We start from the raw sequence: 18,571 nt of genomic DNA on the forward strand, positions 1-18,571 counted from the left end.
CGGCGACGGTTTGACAAGGGTCGGCGACGAGCGCCATGCTGGCGTTCTGTGATGCTGGGGCGTCCCGGGCAACCGGGGCTGAGACGCGCACCCATCGAACCTGAACTGGGTCATGCCAGCGGAGGGAGCCATCACCGCCCGGAACCGGCGACCCGCCGGTGACCTGTTCTTCCGGCGGCGATAGTCCACCAAATGGCCGGCCCGCAACGGAGCCTGCCCATGCCCCCGTCGCCCCTGTCCCCGCCGCCGCTGTTCCTGTCGTCCATATCCCGGTCAAAGCGGTTTAGCCGTGGCTGGTGGCGTCGCGCTTGCGGCGGCGTCCTCACCGTCGGCTTGCTGGTTGTGGCCAGCGGCGGCACCCTTTCCGTTGCCCAAGAGCGGCAGATCATTCTGCCGGTGCTGGCACCGCTGACCGGATTCGTCGCCCTGGAGGGGGCAAGCCAGCGTAACGGCGCCCTGCTGGCGGTCGCCGCCGCGCCGGCCGGCCTGACGGTCGAGCCGGTAGTGCTGGACACGGCGACGCAGCCGGAGATCGCGGTCAATGCCTTCAACCGCGGTCTGGCCGAAGCCGGTGGCGCAGGCGTCGCGCTGGCCATTTCCGCGCCAATTCTTGGCACCCAGATGCTGGCCCTGTTGCCACTTGCCGCCGACGCGGGCGTGCCGCTGGTCACGGTCTCCGGTACCGCCGCCATAACCGAACAGGACAACCCCTGGGTGTTCCGCTTCTTTCCCGGCGACGCGGTGGTCAAGGCGGCACAGGCGCGGTTCACCGTGCAGGAGCTGGGCCTGACCCGGCCGGCCCTGATTACCCAGACAACCGCCTATGGCCAGTCGGGTCTTGCCGAGTTGCAGGCGGTATTCGCCCGCCTTGGGGTTACTCCGGTGGCGAGCGAGGCGGTGGACACCTCGGTCAAGGACTTGCGGCCAGCATTGCAGCGGGCGCGCGCCGCCGGCGCCGACTCGCTGATTTTGCATCTGCATGCCCCGTCGACGGCGCTGGCCGTGCGGCAGGCGGCGGCCATGGGGCTGGGCCTGCCGATCATCGCTGGCTCAGCCATGCACCAGCCAGCCACGGCGGCCCTGCTGGAGCCGGCTGAGCTGGAGGGGGTGTGCGCCGAAACCAGCGCCTCGCCACTGTCCGGCGGCAACGCCGCCATGGTGGCGTTCACTACGGCCTATGAAGAGGCCTTCGGCGCCGCACCCGATGCCTTCGCCGTCGGCCAGTATGACGCGGTGCAGGCGGTCCTGACGGTGGTGGCGGCGGGCGCCGACAGCCCCGCCGCGGTGCGCGACGCCCTGGCCAGCAACAGCTTCAGCGGCCTGGCCATGACCTACCGCTCCGATGGCACGGGCAACATGGCGCACAGCGCGCTGATCGTCTGCTATGACGGACAGAGCCGGGTGCCGGCCATCGTCCGGCGCTATGACAACCCGCTTGGCCCGCTGGCCCCCCTCGGCAGCGCGAACTAGCGCGCCGGCGCGGCCTGAACGGCAATTTTCGTGGATCCGGCCAGCCTGATCGCCGCCGCCCTGTCCCTGGCCGCGGCCTACAGCCTCGTGGCGTTGGGATTTGTCCTGGTGCTGAGCATGACCGGGGCGGTCAATTTCGCCCAGGGCGATCTGGTGGTGGCCGGCGGGTTCATGGCTGTCGCGGTGCTGGCGATCATACCGGACGGGCCGTGGATGATGCCACTGGTGGTGTTGCCGCTGACCCTGCTGGTCATGGCCGTAGGCGGGGTAGCGTTTGGCGCACTGGCCTATCTGCCACTAGCGCGGCGCAGCGCACCGACCATATTCCTCGCCTCCATCGCCGTCGCCATGATGATTCAAAACGGCCTGCTGGGCCTGTTTGGCCCGGCGCCGCGGTCGACTCCACCGCTGCTGAGCGGCGGGCCCGTGGACCTGCCGGGCTTCAGCCTCGACCGCCAGACGTTGGCGGTTCTGGTGGTCGCCGGCGGGCTGCTGCTGGCCGCCGGCCTGATCCTGACCCGCACGCGGTTTGGCCTTCGCCTGCGCGCGGTGGCCGAGGACAGCGACATGGCGGCGGCCATGGGCGTGCCGGTGGCCGTCGTGCGCCTGGCCACCTTCGCGCTTGCCGCCGCCCTGGCGGGAGCGGCCGGGCTGATGCTGGCCCACCAGTTCTTCCTGACCCCGGCCGACGGCGCCGGCTTTATGCTGAAGGCCTATATAGCCGCCACACTGGGCGGCTGGGGCAGGCTTAGCGGCGCCATCATGGGCGCCTGCGTGATCGCCTTGCTGGAGACGGCAGGCGCAGCGTTGCTTGGCTTCGTCGCGGCGGAAGCCCTGCTCTATGGTCTGGTTATCGTGCTGCTGGTGGTGCGGCCGGGGGGACTGCTCGGCGAGAAATCCGGTGAGCGGCCATGAACGCGGCCGCGGCCGCCCGGTTCGCCCGGCGCCGGGCCGGCCGGCCCCTGTTGTGGATGGCGGTCGCTGTCGTCGCCGTATGGCTGGTGGTGCAGGTCCATGGGCTCGGCGGCGACTATGGCCTGCGCCTGTTGACCAGCGCCGGTATCTGGAGCATTGCCGCGCTTGGCTATCGTCTGGCCTTCGGTGAAGCCGGGCTGCTGTCCCTGGCCCAGGCCGCCCTGATGGGTCTCGGCGGTTATGGCGCGGCCCTGCTGGCCATCCACTTCGGCTGGCCGGTGCCACTGACGCTGGGCTTCGCCATGGTTCTGCCCGGCGTGGTCGCCCTTTCCCTTGGCTGGCTGGCGCGGCGTCTGGCGGCCCATTACTTCGCCCTGGCCAGCCTGGCGGTGGCCGAGCTGCTGCGCCTGGCGGCGGTACACGGCGGCGGCCTGACCGGCGGCGCCAACGGCCTGTTCGGTATTCCGCGCCTGCCCCGCCTGCTGGCCAGCGCGCCACTCAACGATACGCTGTTGGTGTGGCTGGCGGTGGCGGCGGCGGCGGCCGTGTCATGGCTGATGACGCGGGGCCGGCGCGGCCAGAGTTTTCGCCTGCTGGCGGCGGACGAGACCGCTGCGGCGAGCATCGGCATCAACGGCGGCCGACTGCGTCACGAAGCACTGGTGGTTGCCGGCGCCCTGGCCGGACTGGCCGGCGGCCTGCAGGCCCATGTGCTGAGCGTGATCAGCGCCGGCGCCCTGGCGTTCGAGGGCATGGTGTTGATTCTGGCCATGACCGTGATCGGCGGCCGCGGCCATCTGGCAGGACCCATCGCGGGCGCTCTGCTGCTGGTGGTGATGCCGGAAGTGGCGCGGCCGCTGCAGCAATACTATCTGCTGGCGGTCGGCGGTGTGATGCTCGCGGTGCTGATCGCGGCGCCCGATGGCCTGGTGCGCCGGCCACGACCCGGCACCCGCCCGGTCGGCCAGACCAGCTCGGTCGTGGACCGGCCAATGAGGCCGCTGGCCAATGATGGTCCCGTCCTGCGGCTTGACGACGTGCACAAGCGCTTCGGCGGCGTACGGGCGCTGAGTGGTGTGGGCCTGACGATCACGGCCGGCGAATGCGTCGGGCTGGTCGGCGCCAACGGCTCGGGCAAAAGCACCATCGCCAATATCGTCAGCGGACTGGTCCAGCCCGATAGCGGCCGCATCATGATCGGGGGGGCCGTAATCGGGCCCGGGCTTGCGCCCTGGCGGCGGGCGCGCCTCGGCATCAGCCGGGTGTTTCAGAGCCGCCGGCTGGCCGGCCATATGACCGTGCTCGACAATGTGGCGGTCGCCCTGGCGGGACAACCGACCGGTGATGCAGCCATACAGCAGGCGGCGGCTTTGCTGGAGGAAATGGGCATCGCCGACCAGGCTCACGCCCTGGCCCATACACTGGCCCATGGCATGGCCCGTCGGGTGGAAATCGCCCGCGCCCTTGCCGGCCGGCCCGGCCTGCTGATCCTGGACGAGCCGGCCGCCGGCCTGACCGCCCAAGGGCGCGATCACCTGGCAATGGCCCTGCGGCGGCGACAGGCCCTGGGCATGGCGGTTCTGGTTATCGAACACGATCTGACCTTCCTCGGCCGCATCGCCGGACGGGTCCTGTGCCTGGCCGACGGAGTCATCGTCGCCGAAGCCCGCGGCGGTACCGCGATGTCCGATCCGACCATTGCCGCGGCCCTGCTGGGCCGGACAGCCAGCGTGGCAGGCGGCGCCTCATGACCCGAGTGTGCCTGGATATTCAGAACCTGACCGCCCGCTGGCCACAAACCGGCGACGGGGTGGAGGATGTTTCCCTGCAGATGACACCGGGCCAGCGGGTCGCCGTGCTGGGGGCCAACGGTTCCGGTAAATCCACGCTTCTGCTGGCGGTCATGGGCCTGCTGCCGGCGGCGGGCCGCATCGTTTTCAATGGCACAGACATCACGCACCTTGCAGTAGCGCGGCGGGCCCGTCTCGGTATCGGCCTGGTGCCACAAGGCCGCCGCCTGTTCCCCGGCCTCAGCGTGGAGGAAACCCTGATTGCCGCCGGGCCGGCCAGCCGCCGCCTGCGCCGCCAGCGACGCGACCGTGTGCTGACCCTGTTCCCGGGTCTGGGTCGCCGTTTACGCACGACAGCGTGGCGGCTGTCCGGCGGTGAGCAGCACATGCTGGCCATCGCTCGCGCCCTGATGATGCAGCCAGCGCTGCTGTTGCTGGACGAGCCCAGCGCCGGCCTGGCACCGGCGGCCGCCGCCGGCCTCTATGACCGGTTGGCCGACCTGGCCGATGACGGCATGGCCATGCTGGTGGCCGAGCAGAACATCACCGCCGCCCTCGCCTTTGCGCCGCGAACTCTGGTGATGTCCGCCGGGCGCGTTGTTGCGGACGAGGCAAGCCGACGCCTTGAACATGGCGGCCGCCTGGCCGACCTGCTGCTGCACGGCAAGAGGGGCCAATTGCCGACACCGCGCAAAACACCTAAACAGGACGAAGCAAGTCCCGGGAGTTCCTGATGGCCGTTCGTTCCAGCACCCCGACGCCCGCCCCCGGCGACGCCGTGGCGCGTTCAATCGCCCGCAGCCTGCTGGACATCGGTGCCGTGTCCATGCGTCCCGAGGCGCCCTTCACCCTGACCTCCGGCAAGCCAAGCCCGGTCTATGTGGATTGCCGGCGAATCATCAGCTTCCCGTCCGAACGCAACCAGATCATTACCGCCGCCGTAGCGCAGATCGACACCCGCATCGGCCGGACCAACATTGACATGGTGGCCGGCGGCGAGACCGCCGGTATTCCCTATGCCGCCTGGCTGGCCGACCGGCTTGGCTGTCCCATGCTGTATGTGCGCAAAAAGCCCAAGGGTTTCGGGCGCAACGCCCAGATCGAGGGTGTCGTCAAAGAGGGCGCCCGCGTATTGCTGGCCGAGGACATGACCACCGACGGCGGCAGCAAGATGGTCTTCATCGATGCCTTGCGCAACGCGGGCGCGGTGGTCAAGGAGTGCTGGGTGACATTTCGCTATGGTGAGGCGGCCGTAGCGCGCCTGGCCGAAGTCGGCGTCCAGTTGCTGAGCCTGGCAAGCTGGGCCGACATCATCGCCGTCGCCCGTAAGGAGCAGCGCATTGCGCCGGACATGCTGCGCGAGGTCGAATCGTTCCTGGCCGATCCCGCCGCCTGGCAGGCCCGCCATACGGGCGCCGGCCAGTGAGTGGCACGTGCCCGTGAGCGGCGCCAACACCCAGGTCTTTCTGGCCCGCCGTCCCGACCATATGCCGGGCGATGATGTGTTCGGCTTTCGCCAGATAGCCGTACCCGCGATCCGGCCGGGCGAGGTTCTGGTGGAGGCGGTGTATGTGTCGCTGGACCCCTATATGCGTGGCGCCATGAACGGCAGTTTCGTGGTTGGCGAGGCCATGAGCGGCGGCGTGGTCGGGCGTATTGCCGACGGCGGCAACAGCGGCCTGCGCCAGGGGGCCTGGGTCCAGGCCAGCCTGCCGTGGCAGTCCTTCAGCGCGGTAGCGGCCGACCAGGTCCGCCTGCTCGACGCCGATGACGCGCCGGTCAGCACGGCACTGGGCGTCCTCGGCATGCCCGGGCTGACCGCCTGGACGGGTCTGCACAATGTGGCCGGTATCGAGCCCGGCGAGAGCGTGTTCGTGTCCGCCGCCACCGGCGCCGTCGGCAGCGTCGCCGGCCAGATCGCCCGGCTGCACGGCTGCCGGGTGATCGGCTGCGCCGGCAGCGACGAGAAGTGCGCCTGGGCGCGGGACGTGCTGGGCTATGACGGGATGATCAACCACCGCAGCGCAAGTGACCTTGCCACAGCCATCGCCGCGCTGGCGCCGGATGGTGTGGACGTGGATTTCGAAAATGTAGGCGGCCCGGTGATGCAGGCGGTGATCGCCAATATGAACACGCATGGCCGCATCGCCCTGTGCGGCATGATCTCGCAATACAACCGCCTGGGGGCAGAGGCCGGCCCTAACAATCTGTTCAGGCTGATCTATGGCCGTATTCGCATGCAGGGATTCATCGTTTCCGACTATGCGGAGGAGGCGGAACCGTTTCGCCGCCAGGTGGGAGCCTGGGTCCGCGCCGGCAAGTTGCACTATCGTGAGGACATTGCAGAAGGCTGGACGGCATTGCCGCAAGCCTTTCGCAGCCTGCTGAGCGGCGACAATTTCGGCAAGGTTCTGGTGCAGGTCAGCGACGACCCGAGCCGCCGGACCTGATCCGCCGCCAGGCCCGCCGCCTCTAGCCGGCGGCGATGACCTCAGGAGCCGCCGCCATGTGGCGCTCTATCTCGCTCGCCCGCGGCATGGCGGACTGCGCCCCCAGCCCCAGACAGGCGAGAGCGCCGGCGACCCCGGCGCGGCGGGCCGCCTCGCGAAGATCGAGCCCGCCATCGAGTGCGGCGGCGAGGACACCGGCGAAGCAGTCGCCGGCCCCGGTGGTATCCACCGGCCTGACCGGCAGTGCGGCCATGGAGAAAACACCGTGGCCATCAACCCCGACGAGACCATCGCCGCCGAGTGTGATGATCACCTCCAGCCCGTGCGCGGCGGCGAGATCGCGCGCCAGGTCGGCCGGCGGACGAGCGTTCTCCGCCACGCCCATGGCCATGGCCGCCTCGATGCGGTTGACCAGCAGGACGTCGCTCGCCGCCAGCAGACCGGCCGGCGGCGGCATGGCCGGCGCCAGATTGAGGATGACCCGACCGCCGGCATCGTGTATCCGCCGGGCGACCGCGGTCGACTCGCCGGCCGTTATTTCCATCTGCAGCAGGAGAGTGGCGTCGGCCGAATACCACGCCGCCGGCACATGACCGGCCCGCAGATCGCGATTGGCGCCGGAAGCGACCATGATGGCGTTCTCGCCGGAGGCAGCGACGGCGATGGCCGCACATCCGGTCGGTGATTGCGTTCGCACCACCGCAGCGAGATCGACCCCGGCACCACGCACGCCGGCGAGTGCGGCCGTGGCGAAATCGTCGCGGCCGACCGCCGCCACAAGCCGGACGTCAGCGGCGCCGGCACGGCTGGCGGCCAAAGCCTGGTTTGCGCCCTTGCCGCCGGGGGCCATGACATAATCATCGCCCAGCACGGTCTCGCCCGGCTGCGGCAACCTGGCCAGCGGGAAAGACAGATCCAGATTGACCGAACCGAAGACCAGGATCATCGGCCGGTCAGTCGCCTAGTGGCCGAGCAGCACCGGCACGGTCATGCTGCGCAGTATGCCGCGGGTGGCCCCACCGAGAACCAGTTCCCGCATACGCGAATGGCCGTAACCACCCATGACCAGCATTTCCGCGCCTTCATCGGAAATGAAGTTGAGCAGAATGTCGGCGACGGAGGAATCGGCGCCCTGTTCGGTCCGCGCCGTCACATCAAGGCCGTGACGGGCCAGGTGCGCGGCCATGTCGGCCCCGGGCAACGGCCCCAGATCCTCGGCATCCGGCGCAACAGACAAGAGGGTCACCTTTTCCGCCATAGCCATCAGCGGCAATGCGTCATGAATGGCGCGGGTCGCGGCCCGGCTGGCGTCCCACGCCGCTACCACATGGCGCGGCGGCGGCGTGAAGGCACCGGCGTAGGGCACCACCAGAACCGGCCGCCCGGCATTGAGCGCGGCGCTGGCGGCGACGGTGCTGGAGCCGCCGGGCGGGGTCGGCTCGTCAGGGTCAGGCTGACCGACGATAATAAGATCCGCATAGCGACCATGCAGGGCGACCGCCTCGTCAACGCCATCGCGCGCCTCACGCCACTCGACGGAGCCGCCCGCGCCGGAGACCGCCTTCTCGAACATCGCCTTCGATCGGGCGGCGCCCTCTTTCGCCACGTCCATCAGGGTTTCATACACTTCCGCCGTCATGGGCTGGCCCATACTCGCCATCACCATGGGCGTCCCTACCACATAGAGGCCGGCGATCCGCGCCTTGCTGCGCTCGGCCAGAGCCAGGGCGTAGGCCAGTCGGGCCGGCAGGTGGCGCGACGCGTCCGCATGCACGAGAATGTCCCTGATGGTCATGGATCTGTCCTTCCTGAGAGCCGTGCGCGTGGCTTTGGCCAAACGCCGCGGCGGGGGATTGAGCCGACACAATGCCTGGGCCAGCCAGTCAGCGGACGCGGCCAGGGGGTATGACACGTGAAACTTAGGCCGCTGTCCGGCTGGCCGCCAGCCACTGCACAGGGATAAACGCCCTTGGCCGGGAAAGACCAATGATTCAGATCAATACGCCCCGTCCACTGGTGCCGGTCATCCTGTCCGGCGGCGCCGGCAGCCGTCTGTGGCCGTTGTCCAGGGCCGGCTATCCCAAGCAATTGCTGCCGCTGGTGACGGAGCGGTCACTGTTGCAGGAAACCGTGCTGCGGGCCGGCGTCGCGGCCGGGTTCCTGCCGCCGGTCCTGATTTGCAACGAGGCTCAGCGCTTTCTGGTGGCCGAACAGATGCGAACCGTCGGCGTCACCGCGGGATGCATCGCTCTGGAGCCGGAAGGCCGCAATACGGCGCCGGCGGTGGCGACAGGCGCCCTGCTGGTGCGCCGGCAGTCGCCGGGGGCCCTGATGGCGGTCTTTGCCTCCGACCATGCGGTGGCGGATACAGACGCCTTCATCAAGGCGGTCTCCACCGCCGCCGGCGCCGCTGCGCAAGGCTATCTGGCGACACTCGGCATCACGCCAGACCGGCCGGACACCGGCTATGGCTATATCCGTCGCGGCGCGCCGCTGGCCGGGTGTCCCGGCGCGTTCGCCATACAGCGGTTTGTGGAGAAGCCGGACCGGGCGCGAGCCGAAGCCATGCTGGCGGAAGGCGGCCATGACTGGAACAGCGCCATGTTCGTATTCGACCCCCAGGTCTTTCTGGACGAGCTGCAAACCCTGGAGCCGGAGATATACGCCGCGTGCGGTGCGGCCGTGGACAGAGCCGCACAGGACCTGGACTTCCTGCGCCTGGACAGCGAGGCGTTCTGCCGGTCGCCGGCCCGACCGGTGGATACCGCCGTGATGGAACGCACGTCCAGAGGCGTGGTGGTGCCGGCCGACCTCGGCTGGAGCGACGTAGGGTCATGGCATGCGTTGTGGCAGATCGCCCGGCGCGACAGCGATGACAATTCCCTGCACGGCCCGGTTGTCGCACTGGACAGCCATGGCAGCTATGTGCGGGCGGAGCATGGGGTGGTTGGCGTTGTCGGTCTGACGGACATGGTGGTGGTGGCCACCGACGATGCGGTATTCGTCGCCCCGCGCGACCGCGCCTCAGAGGCCGGCCTGCTGGTCGAGCGGTTGCGGGCACAGAATTACAGCGCCGCCGATGAACCGACCCGTATCTATCGGCCGTGGGGCTGGTACCAGAGTCTGGACCAGGGGCCGGGCTATCAGGTGAAGCACCTGTACGTCTACGCCAACGCAAAGCTGTCGTTGCAGATGCACCACCGGCGGGCGGAGCACTGGATCGTCGTCAGCGGCACCGCACAGGTTGTGCGCGGCGACAGCCACTTCGCGCTGGAGGCCAATCAAAGCACCTACATCCCGGTGGAAACGCTCCACCGTCTGGGCAATGACGGGCCGGAGCCCCTGTCCGTGATTGAAATCCAGTCCGGTGACTATCTGGGCGAGGATGACATCGTCCGTTTCGAGGACGATTTCGGCCGCACGGCCAGCGACTAGCCATCGAGCCAGGTTTCCCGTCCCCGCTCCAGCACCAGAATGGCCTCGTGCGGAAACGATTCCAGGGCGGTCACCCGATCGCGGCCAAACCCGCCATAGACGCCGCGCAAAATACGATTGAACACACCATGTCCGACAACCATGTGAGTGGCCGACATATCGATAGTGTCAAGCCAGGCGCGTGCCCGCAGCGCCATGTCGGCCCGGCTCTCACCACCGGGCGCTGCCGCCATCCAGAGATCGGCCTGGCGGCGCCAGGCGGTCCACGCCGCTTCGTCACGGGCCATCATCTCACCATCGGTCAATCCATCCCACGGACCGAGGGACTGTTCGTTGAGGCGAGCGTCTCGCCGGATGGCCGCAGGGTCGCAGGCCAGTTCAGCCGCAAGCAACCGGGCCGTATGCCAGGAGCGGTCAAGGGCGCTGGCCCAAAGCGTGAGCGGCGGCCCCACCGCCAGCAGCGGCGCCAGACGCCGGCCCATGGCTGCCGCCTGCGCCCTGCCCCGTGCGGTCAGCGGCGAGTCCTTCTGTCCCTGTAGCCGGCCGGCCACATTCCACTCAGTCTCGCCATGGCGCATGAGATATATCGTCACGGCGCCTGATCCTTCCGCCAATACCGCCGGCCCGGGCCTTTTCCGCGGCCGCCCGCTCACCGCCCGGTGAGCGCGGGAGGTCGTGGAATGCCATCGCGCGGAGTATAGACTGTCAGCCAGACACCGGGCGACCATCTGCCGTCCACCCGGCTGAGGCAGCAGGCCAACAGGGGAACACCATGACCACGCCAGACGGAATCAATTCGGCCGTGGGCCGCGACAAGGCCTACCACCTGCACCCCTATTCGAATCCACGGGCGATCGAGCGCGACGGCCCCATGGTCATCGCTTCGGGTCGCGGCGTCTATGTGACGGATGAGAACGGCAAGGAGTATCTGGAGGGCCTGGCCGGCCTGTGGTGCACGTCGCTGGGCTTTAGCGAGGCACGGCTGGCCGACGCCGCCAACCGGCAGATGCGACGCCTGCCTTTCTATCAGAGCTTCACCGCCAAGGTGCCGGACATCACCACCGAACTGGCCGAACGCCTGATGCGGATTGCACCGGACAATATGAGCAAGGTGTTCTTCGTCAACTCCGGCTCAGAGGCCAACGACACGCAGGTCAAGATCGTCTGGTACTACAACAACGCCCGTGGTCGCCCGGAGAAAAAGAAGATCATCGCCCGCCAGCGGGCCTATCACGGCATTACGCTGGGCGCCCTCAACATGACCGGGGTCGCCTATGCACAGAACGGCTTCGACGTGCCGTTCGACCGCTTCAAGCATGTGAGTTGTCCGCACTATTATGACTATGCCGAACCTGGCGAAAGCGAAGAGGCCTTCGCCACCCGTCTGGCCGAAGAACTGGACCGGATGATCGTGGCCGAAGGGCCGGAAACAGTGGCCGCCTTTATTGCCGAGCCGATCATGGGCGCCGGTGGCGTGGTGATTCCGCCACCTACATACTATGAGAAGATTCAGGCGGTGCTGAAAAAGCACGACGTGCTGCTGATCGCCGACGAAGTCATCTGTGGCTTTGGCCGCACCGGCAAGATGTTCGGCAGCCAGGCACTGGGCATGAAGCCGGACCTGATTTCCATCGCCAAGGCCCTGTCGTCGGCCTATCTGCCCATCGGCGGCGTGATGATGAGCGACGAGATCTTTCAGGGCATCGCCGACCTGTCGGACAAGTATGGCCAGTTTGGCCACGGCCACACCTATTCCGGCCACCCGGTGGCCGCGGCGGTCGCGCTGGAAACCCTCAAGATCTATGAGGAGCGCGATATCCTGAGTCAGGTAGAGCGCATGGCGCCAGTACTGCAGGACGGCCTGCGCGCCTTTGCCGACCACCCGCTGGTGGGCAATGTCCGGGGTATGGGATTGATCGGCGCGATCCAGCTGGTGGCCGACAAGACGACCGGCCGGCATTTTGACCCGCCGCAGAAGGTGGCCATGCACCTCTATCAGCGGGCCCAGCACCACGGGGTGATCCTGCGCGCTGTGCCCGTGGACACGATCGCCTTCTGTCCGCCGCTGATCATCACGGCGGACGAGATCGCCACCATGCTGGAGCGCTTCGGCAAGGCGCTTGACGACACCTGGGCGTGGGTCAATGAAACCGGGCTGGTGGAAGCCGCCTGAAGCGGCGGTGGATCGCGCCCGGCCCATGCTCCCAATGGTCGCACCCCGGCCGGCCGGGCGGCCCTCGACGCCCCCGGCAGGACGTAATATCGTGCCGCCAGTTAGGCGGGCGTTAAGCCTGTTTGGACATACTGAGCGCCATGTTTGCTCGTCAGGCACAGGAACGGATATGGCCCAAGGGGGAACCCGGCGGAGTCCCCGACCGGGGGGCCGACGGGAGCCCGGGCCGCAATTGTGAACCCATCAGCGTAAAGCCGACGGTCGGGGCTTTCATGGATTACGACAGATTTTTCGCGGATTCAGTGGACGCCTTGCGCGCGGAAGGGCGTTATCGCGTCTTCGCCGACCTGGAACGGGTTGCCGGCCAGTTCCCTCGTGCCCGCCGCCATGTGAATGGCCAGGTGCAGACGGTGGATGTGTGGTGCAGCAACGACTATCTGGGCATGGGCCAGCATCCGGCGGTGACCGGCGCCATGACCGAAGCGATTGCCGCCCACGGCGCCGGGGCCGGCGGTACCCGCAACATCTCCGGCACGGCCCATGTGCATGTGCAGCTTGAGGCGGAGCTGGCGGCCCTGCATAGCCGCGAGGCGGCGCTTATCTTCACCTCCGGCTATATCGCCAACGTCACGACGCTCGGCACACTGGCGGCGCGCCTGCCGGCGGCGATCGTCTATTCCGACGGCTACAACCACAACTCACTGATCGAGGGGATGCGCTGGAGCCGGGTGGAAAAACGCATCTTCCGCCACAACGACGCCGCCCATCTGGACGCGCTGATGGCGGCAGACGATCCGGCCCGGCCAAAAATCGTCGTCTTTGAGTCGGTGTACTCCATGGATGGCGACATCGCCCCCATCGCCGATCTCTGTGATGTGGCGGACCGCCATGGCGCCTTGACTTATCTGGACGAAGTTCACGCGGTTGGCATGTATGGCCCCGGCGGCGCCGGCGTGGCGGCACGCGACGGCGTCGGCCACAGGCCGGCCGTCATTCAGGGCACATTGGGCAAGGCCTTCGGCGTGGTTGGCGGCTATATCGCCGGCTCCGCCTCGCTGATCGATTTTGTGCGCAGCTTCGGCAACGCCTTTATCTTCACCACCGCTCTGCCACCGGCCATCGCCGCCGGGGCGCTTGCCGCGGTCCGACACCTGCGCAACAGCGATGTCGAACGTGAGCGCCATCAGGAACGCGCCACCACCGTGAAGCAGCGCCTGGCCGCGGCCGGCCTGCCGGTAATGAACTCCGCCAGCCATATCGTGCCGGTCATGGTCGGCGATGCTCGGCTGTGCAAGCTGGCCAGCGACCGTCTGCTGGATCATTTCGGCATCTACGTTCAGCCGATCAACTATCCGACCGTCGCTCGCGGCACGGAACGTCTGCGCATTACGCCCACCCCCCTGCACGATGACGCGGCGGTGGACCGTCTGATCGCCGCCCTTGGCAGCGTCTGGGAAGACCTGAAGCTGGGCCGCAGCCAGGCGGCCTGACGCGGCCGCCTGCGGGCTAGTGCACCATCAGGACCGGTACCGACGCGGTCTTGAGCACATGGCGGGTGACGCCGCCGAGTACCCGCTCGCTAATGCGCGAACGACCGTAACAGCCCATCACCAGCAGATCGCCGCCCTTCTCCCGCACCGCGTCCAGCAGGGCGGCGCCAACCGTCTTGCCTTCGGTCGGACAGGTGACCAGCTCCGGTTCGATGCCATGCTGGTTGAGGTAGTGGACCAGATCATCAACCGTCGTTCCGCGCATGCGCGGGTCCGCCGCGGTCAGCACATAGACCTTCTTGGCCTCGTGCATCAGGGGCATGGATTCCATGGCGGCGCGGGCCGCTTCCGGGCCCCCGTTCCAGGCCAGACAGATGGTATCGGCGCCGCTCACGGTGCGATCCGGCGGCACCAGCAATACCGGCCGTGCCGTATCAAACATGGCCGCATCCAGAGTGACCGCCTGCTCCACATTGTCGGCGTCCGATGGCCAGGACATGACCACCACGTCCACCATGCGTCCGATACGGCGCACGACAACCTCTTCGCGGCCGACCACTTCACGCCACGAGCAGGTGGCCCCGCCGCGGCCGCCCGGCCGCTCCACCATGTCGATGCCGGCGGCCTTGACCGCCTCGGTGAACCGCTTCTTCGCCTCGCGGGCGCGTTCGTCGCCTTCTTTCTCGGTCGCCGCCATGAGCTCCGTCACCAACGCGCCGGACGCTCCCTCGCTGATATAGGGCATGACATCGCGCGGGTCGGGCTTGATGTGCAGACCGGTCAGGTGGCCGGCGCTGCGCCGGGTCAGAGCGATGGCGGTCTGCAGCGCCGCCGGCTCTGCCGTGCCGCCGAGAAGAGGAATCAGAATGGCGCGATAGGTCATGGTCACTGGCTCCTGCGTGATCGAACACCGCCATAGCGGGGCGGCACCCGGAGGACGCAGTCTAGACCGACCGCGAGGGCGCTTCCACAACACGCGCCTGCGTCATAGTGGGCCGGACAACGGGCTCGCCGCCAGTTTGGCTGGCTGGCCGGCGATCAGGCCAGGCGGGGTGGCGGCTCTTCCTCGCCTTCCGGGTCCTCATGGATCAGAACCTCAGCCGTGGGAAAGGCGGCGATGATCTCCGCTTCCACCTCGTCGGCGATCTGGTGGGCCCGGCGCAGGCTCATGTCGCCGTCCATTTCCAGGTGCATCTGGATGAATACCGTAGGACCGGACAGGCGCGTGCGGAGATCATGCAAAGAGCCTACTTCCGCATGAGCGAGGGCAATGGCGCGGATACGCTGGCGGTCGCCTTCCGGCATTTCGCGGTCCATCAGCATGAGAATGGCGTCACGGGCGATAGTGCGGGCACTCCACAGGATGAATAGCGCAATCGCGCCGCCAACAACGCTGTCGACCCACAACTGGCCGGTTGCCCCGACCGCCAGGATGGCGACGATGACGCCGGTATTGACCAGAACGTCCGAGGTGTAGTGAACGGAATCGCCCCTGACCGCCAGTGATGCGGTCTGGCGCACCACATGCCGCTGAAAGAGGACCAGGGCGATGGTCAGCACGATGGATACCACCATGACGCCGATGGCGATGGCGCCGTTCGGCAGAGGCTGTGGGTTGGCCAGCCGCTGCACCGCCTCAAACATCAGATAGACGGCCGAGCCGGAGATAAAGATGGCCTGGCCAAGGCCGGCAATGGCTTCCGCCTTGCCATGGCCGAAACGGAACTTGCGGCTGGGCGGCTTCAGTGCATGGCGCACGGCCAGGAGATTGAGCAGCGAAGCGCCGGCATCGAGCAGCGAATCCACCGCCGTTGACAGGACGGCCACCGAATCCGTCAGCCACCAGGCCCACGCCTTGATGGCCACCAGGCTCACCGCCAGCGCCACCGCACTGGCGGTGACCAGACGCAACAGACGGGCCTCGCGCGGGCCATGTGGCGCCTGTGCGGCAATCCGCGCATCGCTGGCCTGGTCAGTGGCGACCGTGTCGTCCGGCGCCATCACGGATACAGCCGGTACTGCCGCCAGCCATCACCCGCCGCCTCGAACACCAGGCGGTCATGCAGGCGGAAAGGCATGTCCTGCCAGAACTCCAGCCGGTGGGGCACCACGCGGTAGCCGTGCCAGTGGTCCGGTCGCGGCACGGTGCCTATGGCATGACGTGCCGTGGCCTGGGCGACGCGCTTGACCAGGGTGGCGCGACCCGGCAGCGGGCGCGACTGGTCCGACGCCCATGCGCCGATCTGGCTGCCGCGCGGCCGGCCGGCGAAATAGGCATCCGCCTCTTCGTCAGCCACTCTTTCCACACGGCCGTCAATACGCACCTGGCGTTTGAGACCCTGCCAGTGAAAGCACAGGGAAGCGACAGGGTTGGCGGCCAGCTCCTGCCCCTTGCGGCTGTCGGTGTTGGAGTAGAAGACGAAGCCACGGGCATCGGCCTCTTTGAGGAGCACCATACGGACAGCGGGGACACCATCCGGCGAGGCGGTGGCCAGCGCCATGGCATCATAGAATCGCCCCTCGTGCTGCCGCGCCTCGGCATACCAGCGGTGAAACAGGTCCAGCGGCGAATCCCCTTCGGGCACCAGCGCGGGCTCGTCAGGCACGCCAGCCTGGGCCTGAGCTGCTGTCTGGTCGGTCACGCTGTCCCTGGCCATCCGTCTTACGTCCACCGTCGCCTGTGCTGTCTGGGCATCCACCGGCACCATCCAATCCATGCCACAGCGGCGGCCGGCGCGCCACCGCCCTGGCGCCGGCGGAACGGCGCGACGCTGCCGACCGGCGCGGCAGGGCGCTGGAGATTGGCCGCTTCCGGCCACAGGTGGTATAGAATTGGACCACCGTCCGCCGCACCGCATGAGGCAGATCATGACAGACGTTCCGGGCCTCATGCGCGGCAAGCGCGGACTGGTCATGGGTATCGCCAACGACCGGTCCATCGCATGGGGCATCGCCCAGGCGGTGGCCCAGGCCGGCGGCGAGCTGGCCCTCACCTATCAGGGCGACGCCCTGGAAAAACGCATCCGCCCGCTGGCCGAAAAGGCCGGCGCCAAACTGGTGCTGCCGTGCGACGTGACCGACCCGGCCAGTCTGGACAGTGTCTTTGCCACCCTGCAGCAGGAGTGGGGCGGGCTCGATTTCCTGGTCCACGCCATCGCCTATTCCGACAAGGCAGAGCTGACCGGCCGCTACGTGGACACCAGCCGCGAGAACTTTCTGCGGACGCTGGATATCTCCTGCTATTCGTTCACTGAAGTGTGCCGACGGGCGGCCGCCATCATGACCGGCGGCGGCAGCCTGCTGACCCTGTCCTATTATGGCGCCGAACGGGTCATGCCCCATTACAATGTTATGGGCGTGGCCAAGGCGGCACTGGAAGCCAGCGTGCGCTATATCGCCGCCGATCTTGGCGCCCGTGGTATCCGCGTCAACGCCATCTCCGCCGGGCCCATCAAGACGCTTGCCGCATCAGGCATCGGCGACTTCCGCTATATCCTGAAGTGGAACCAGTTCAATGCCCCGCTGCGCCGCAACGTGACTATCGAGGAAGTCGGTGCGTCGGGCCTGTACCTGCTGAGCGACATGGGGCGATCAGTCACCGGTGAGGTGCACCACGTTGACGCCGGCTATCATGTGGTCGGCATGGTGTCGGTTGACGCCGCCGCCGACGTGGCGGACCTGTTGAGCGGCCTGAAGCCCGAAACCTGATTTTCCGGAGCGCAACCCATGGCCGGCAACAGCTTCGGCACTCTGTTCCGTTTCACCACCTGGGGCGAAAGCCACGGGCCGGCAATCGGTTGTGTGGTGGATGGTGTGCCGTCACGTATTCCCCTGACGGAAGACGATATCCAGCCCTGGCTCGACCGGCGGCGGCCCGGACAGTCCCGTCACACCACCCAGCGGCGCGAAGCGGATCAGGTGAAAATCCTGTCCGGCGTGTTCGAGGGCCAGACCACCGGCACGCCCATTTCGCTGCTGATCGAGAATACCGACGCCCGTAGCAAGGACTATGGAGTGATCGCCCAGCAGTACCGACCGGGCCACGCCGACTACGCCTATGATGCCAAATACGGCATTCGCGACTGGCGCGGCGGCGGTCGCGCCAGCGCGCGCGAGACCGCCAGCCGGGTCGCCGCCGGCGCCATTGCACGACTGGTTCTGGCCCATGTGTTGGGTGCGGACGCCGCGATCCGCGGTGCGCTGGTGCAGATCGGACCACACGCCATTGACCGCACCCGGTGGGACTGGGACCAGGTGGACGAGAACCCGTTTTTCTCTCCCGATGCCACAAGTGTGGAGCCCTGGGAGTCCTATCTCGACACGGTCCGCAAGGACGGATCCTCGGCCGGTGCGGTTGTCGAGGTGGTGGCATCGGGCATTCCGGCCGGGCTGGGTGAGCCGATCTATGACAAGCTTGACGGCGACCTGGCCCGCGCCTTCATGACCATCAATGCGGTCAAGGGGGTGGAGATCGGCAACGGCTTCGCTGCCGCCGCCGCGCGCGGCGAGGACAATGCCGACGAAATGCGCCGGTCCGGCAACGCCGTGACCTTCCTGTCCAACAATAATGGTGGCGTGCTGGGTGGTATTTCAACCGGCCAGGACATTGTCGCGCGCTTTGCCGTCAAGCCGACCAGCTCGATCCGCATTCCCCGGCGCAGCGTGGATTCGGCAGGCAACGAGGTGGAGGTCAGCACCACCGGCCGGCACGATCCGTGCGTCGGCATCCGCGCCGTGCCGGTCGGCGAGGCGATGATGGCCTGCGTTCTGGCCGACCATGCGTTGCGACAGCGGGCCCTGACCGGCGGTATGGCGCCCGGCGGCTGAGCAGAAATGCGCGAAGCCCCC

General features: G+C 67.8%; 17 protein-coding genes and 1 riboswitch. Of the genes, 11 read left to right on the plus strand and 6 right to left on the minus strand.

From position 1 onward, the window contains the following. The first annotated feature begins 45 nt into the window (after positions 1–45). Positions 46–145: riboswitch (TPP riboswitch) on the plus strand. 74 nt (positions 146–219) lie between these two features. Genes RIE31_06045 through RIE31_06070 form a run of 6 tightly spaced genes read left to right on the plus strand, consistent with a single transcriptional unit; the run spans position 220 to position 6,625 of the window. Next, complete coding sequence (locus RIE31_06045; protein MEQ8640146.1) at positions 220–1,470, plus strand: ABC transporter substrate-binding protein; 1,251 nt, start codon at positions 220–222, stop codon at positions 1,468–1,470. 30 nt (positions 1,471–1,500) lie between these two features. Next, positions 1,501–2,385, plus strand: a complete 885-nt coding sequence (locus tag RIE31_06050) for a branched-chain amino acid ABC transporter permease (protein MEQ8640147.1) — start codon at positions 1,501–1,503, stop codon at positions 2,383–2,385. Beyond that, on the plus strand, positions 2,382–4,136 hold the full coding sequence (locus tag RIE31_06055; protein ID MEQ8640148.1) for an ATP-binding cassette domain-containing protein: 1,755 nt from the start codon (positions 2,382–2,384) through the stop codon (positions 4,134–4,136). The genes RIE31_06050 and RIE31_06055 overlap by 4 nt, the downstream gene beginning before the upstream one ends. Further along, complete coding sequence (locus RIE31_06060) at positions 4,133–4,909, plus strand: ATP-binding cassette domain-containing protein (protein MEQ8640149.1); 777 nt, start codon at positions 4,133–4,135, stop codon at positions 4,907–4,909. Before RIE31_06055 ends, RIE31_06060 begins: the two co-directional genes overlap by 4 nt. Further along, a complete protein-coding gene (locus tag RIE31_06065; GenBank protein ID MEQ8640150.1) occupies positions 4,909–5,601 on the plus strand; it encodes an orotate phosphoribosyltransferase in 693 nt (230 codons plus the stop codon). Before RIE31_06060 ends, RIE31_06065 begins: the two co-directional genes overlap by 1 nt. Before the next feature lie 7 nt (positions 5,602–5,608). Further along, entirely contained in the window at positions 5,609–6,625 is a 1,017-nt protein-coding gene (locus tag RIE31_06070) for an NADP-dependent oxidoreductase (GenBank protein MEQ8640151.1), read from the plus strand. Between the two features lie 22 nt (positions 6,626–6,647). On the opposite strand, the gene RIE31_06075 is transcribed toward RIE31_06070, so the two are convergent. Then, positions 6,648–7,571, minus strand: coding sequence for a PfkB family carbohydrate kinase (locus tag RIE31_06075; protein MEQ8640152.1), 924 nt, complete (start codon positions 7,569–7,571; stop codon positions 6,648–6,650). A gap of 15 nt (positions 7,572–7,586) precedes the next feature. Then, entirely contained in the window at positions 7,587–8,420 is an 834-nt protein-coding gene (locus RIE31_06080; protein MEQ8640153.1) for a universal stress protein, read from the minus strand. A 191-nt stretch (positions 8,421–8,611) separates the two neighbouring features. Between RIE31_06080 and RIE31_06085 the strand changes: the two genes are divergently transcribed. Further along, the gene (locus tag RIE31_06085; GenBank protein ID MEQ8640154.1) at positions 8,612–10,060 is read left to right on the plus strand and encodes a mannose-1-phosphate guanylyltransferase/mannose-6-phosphate isomerase; all 1,449 of its coding nucleotides are present in this window, start codon (positions 8,612–8,614) and stop codon (positions 10,058–10,060) included. Here RIE31_06085 and RIE31_06090 read toward each other — a convergent pair. Beyond that, the gene (locus tag RIE31_06090; GenBank protein MEQ8640155.1) at positions 10,057–10,653 is read right to left on the minus strand and encodes a histidine phosphatase family protein; all 597 of its coding nucleotides are present in this window, start codon (positions 10,651–10,653) and stop codon (positions 10,057–10,059) included. The genes RIE31_06085 and RIE31_06090 overlap by 4 nt on opposite strands. Before the next feature lie 179 nt (positions 10,654–10,832). On the opposite strand from RIE31_06090, the gene RIE31_06095 reads away from it, so the two are divergent. After that, entirely contained in the window at positions 10,833–12,233 is a 1,401-nt protein-coding gene (locus RIE31_06095) for an aspartate aminotransferase family protein (protein ID MEQ8640156.1), read from the plus strand. 272 nt (positions 12,234–12,505) lie between these two features. Continuing rightward, on the plus strand, positions 12,506–13,723 hold the full coding sequence (gene hemA / locus RIE31_06100; GenBank protein ID MEQ8640157.1) for a 5-aminolevulinate synthase: 1,218 nt from the start codon (positions 12,506–12,508) through the stop codon (positions 13,721–13,723). Positions 13,724–13,739: 16 nt separating this feature from the next. Here the strand turns inward: hemA and RIE31_06105 are convergent, their stop codons facing one another. The 3 genes from RIE31_06105 to pdxH all read right to left on the minus strand — a co-directional run bounded on the left by RIE31_06105 (position 13,740) and on the right by pdxH (position 16,440). After that, positions 13,740–14,606, minus strand: coding sequence for a universal stress protein (locus RIE31_06105; GenBank protein MEQ8640158.1), 867 nt, complete (start codon positions 14,604–14,606; stop codon positions 13,740–13,742). Positions 14,607–14,761: 155 nt separating this feature from the next. Beyond that, positions 14,762–15,724: a cation diffusion facilitator family transporter gene (locus RIE31_06110; protein MEQ8640159.1), complete on the minus strand. Its 963-nt coding sequence runs from the start codon at positions 15,722–15,724 to the stop codon at positions 14,762–14,764. Then, entirely contained in the window at positions 15,724–16,440 is a 717-nt protein-coding gene (pdxH, locus tag RIE31_06115; GenBank protein MEQ8640160.1) for a pyridoxamine 5'-phosphate oxidase, read from the minus strand. Before pdxH ends, RIE31_06110 begins: the two co-directional genes overlap by 1 nt. A 151-nt stretch (positions 16,441–16,591) precedes the next feature. On the opposite strand from pdxH, the gene fabI reads away from it, so the two are divergent. Continuing rightward, on the plus strand, positions 16,592–17,431 hold the full coding sequence (gene fabI / locus RIE31_06120; protein MEQ8640161.1) for an enoyl-ACP reductase FabI: 840 nt from the start codon (positions 16,592–16,594) through the stop codon (positions 17,429–17,431). Between the two features lie 18 nt (positions 17,432–17,449). Then, the gene (aroC, locus tag RIE31_06125) at positions 17,450–18,550 is read left to right on the plus strand and encodes a chorismate synthase (protein ID MEQ8640162.1); all 1,101 of its coding nucleotides are present in this window, start codon (positions 17,450–17,452) and stop codon (positions 18,548–18,550) included. The last annotated feature ends 21 nt before the right edge of the window (positions 18,551–18,571 follow it).

Source organism: Alphaproteobacteria bacterium, assembly GCA_040218575.1.
In the GTDB taxonomy this organism is placed as follows: domain Bacteria; phylum Pseudomonadota; class Alphaproteobacteria; order JAVJRE01; family JAVJRE01; genus JAVJRE01.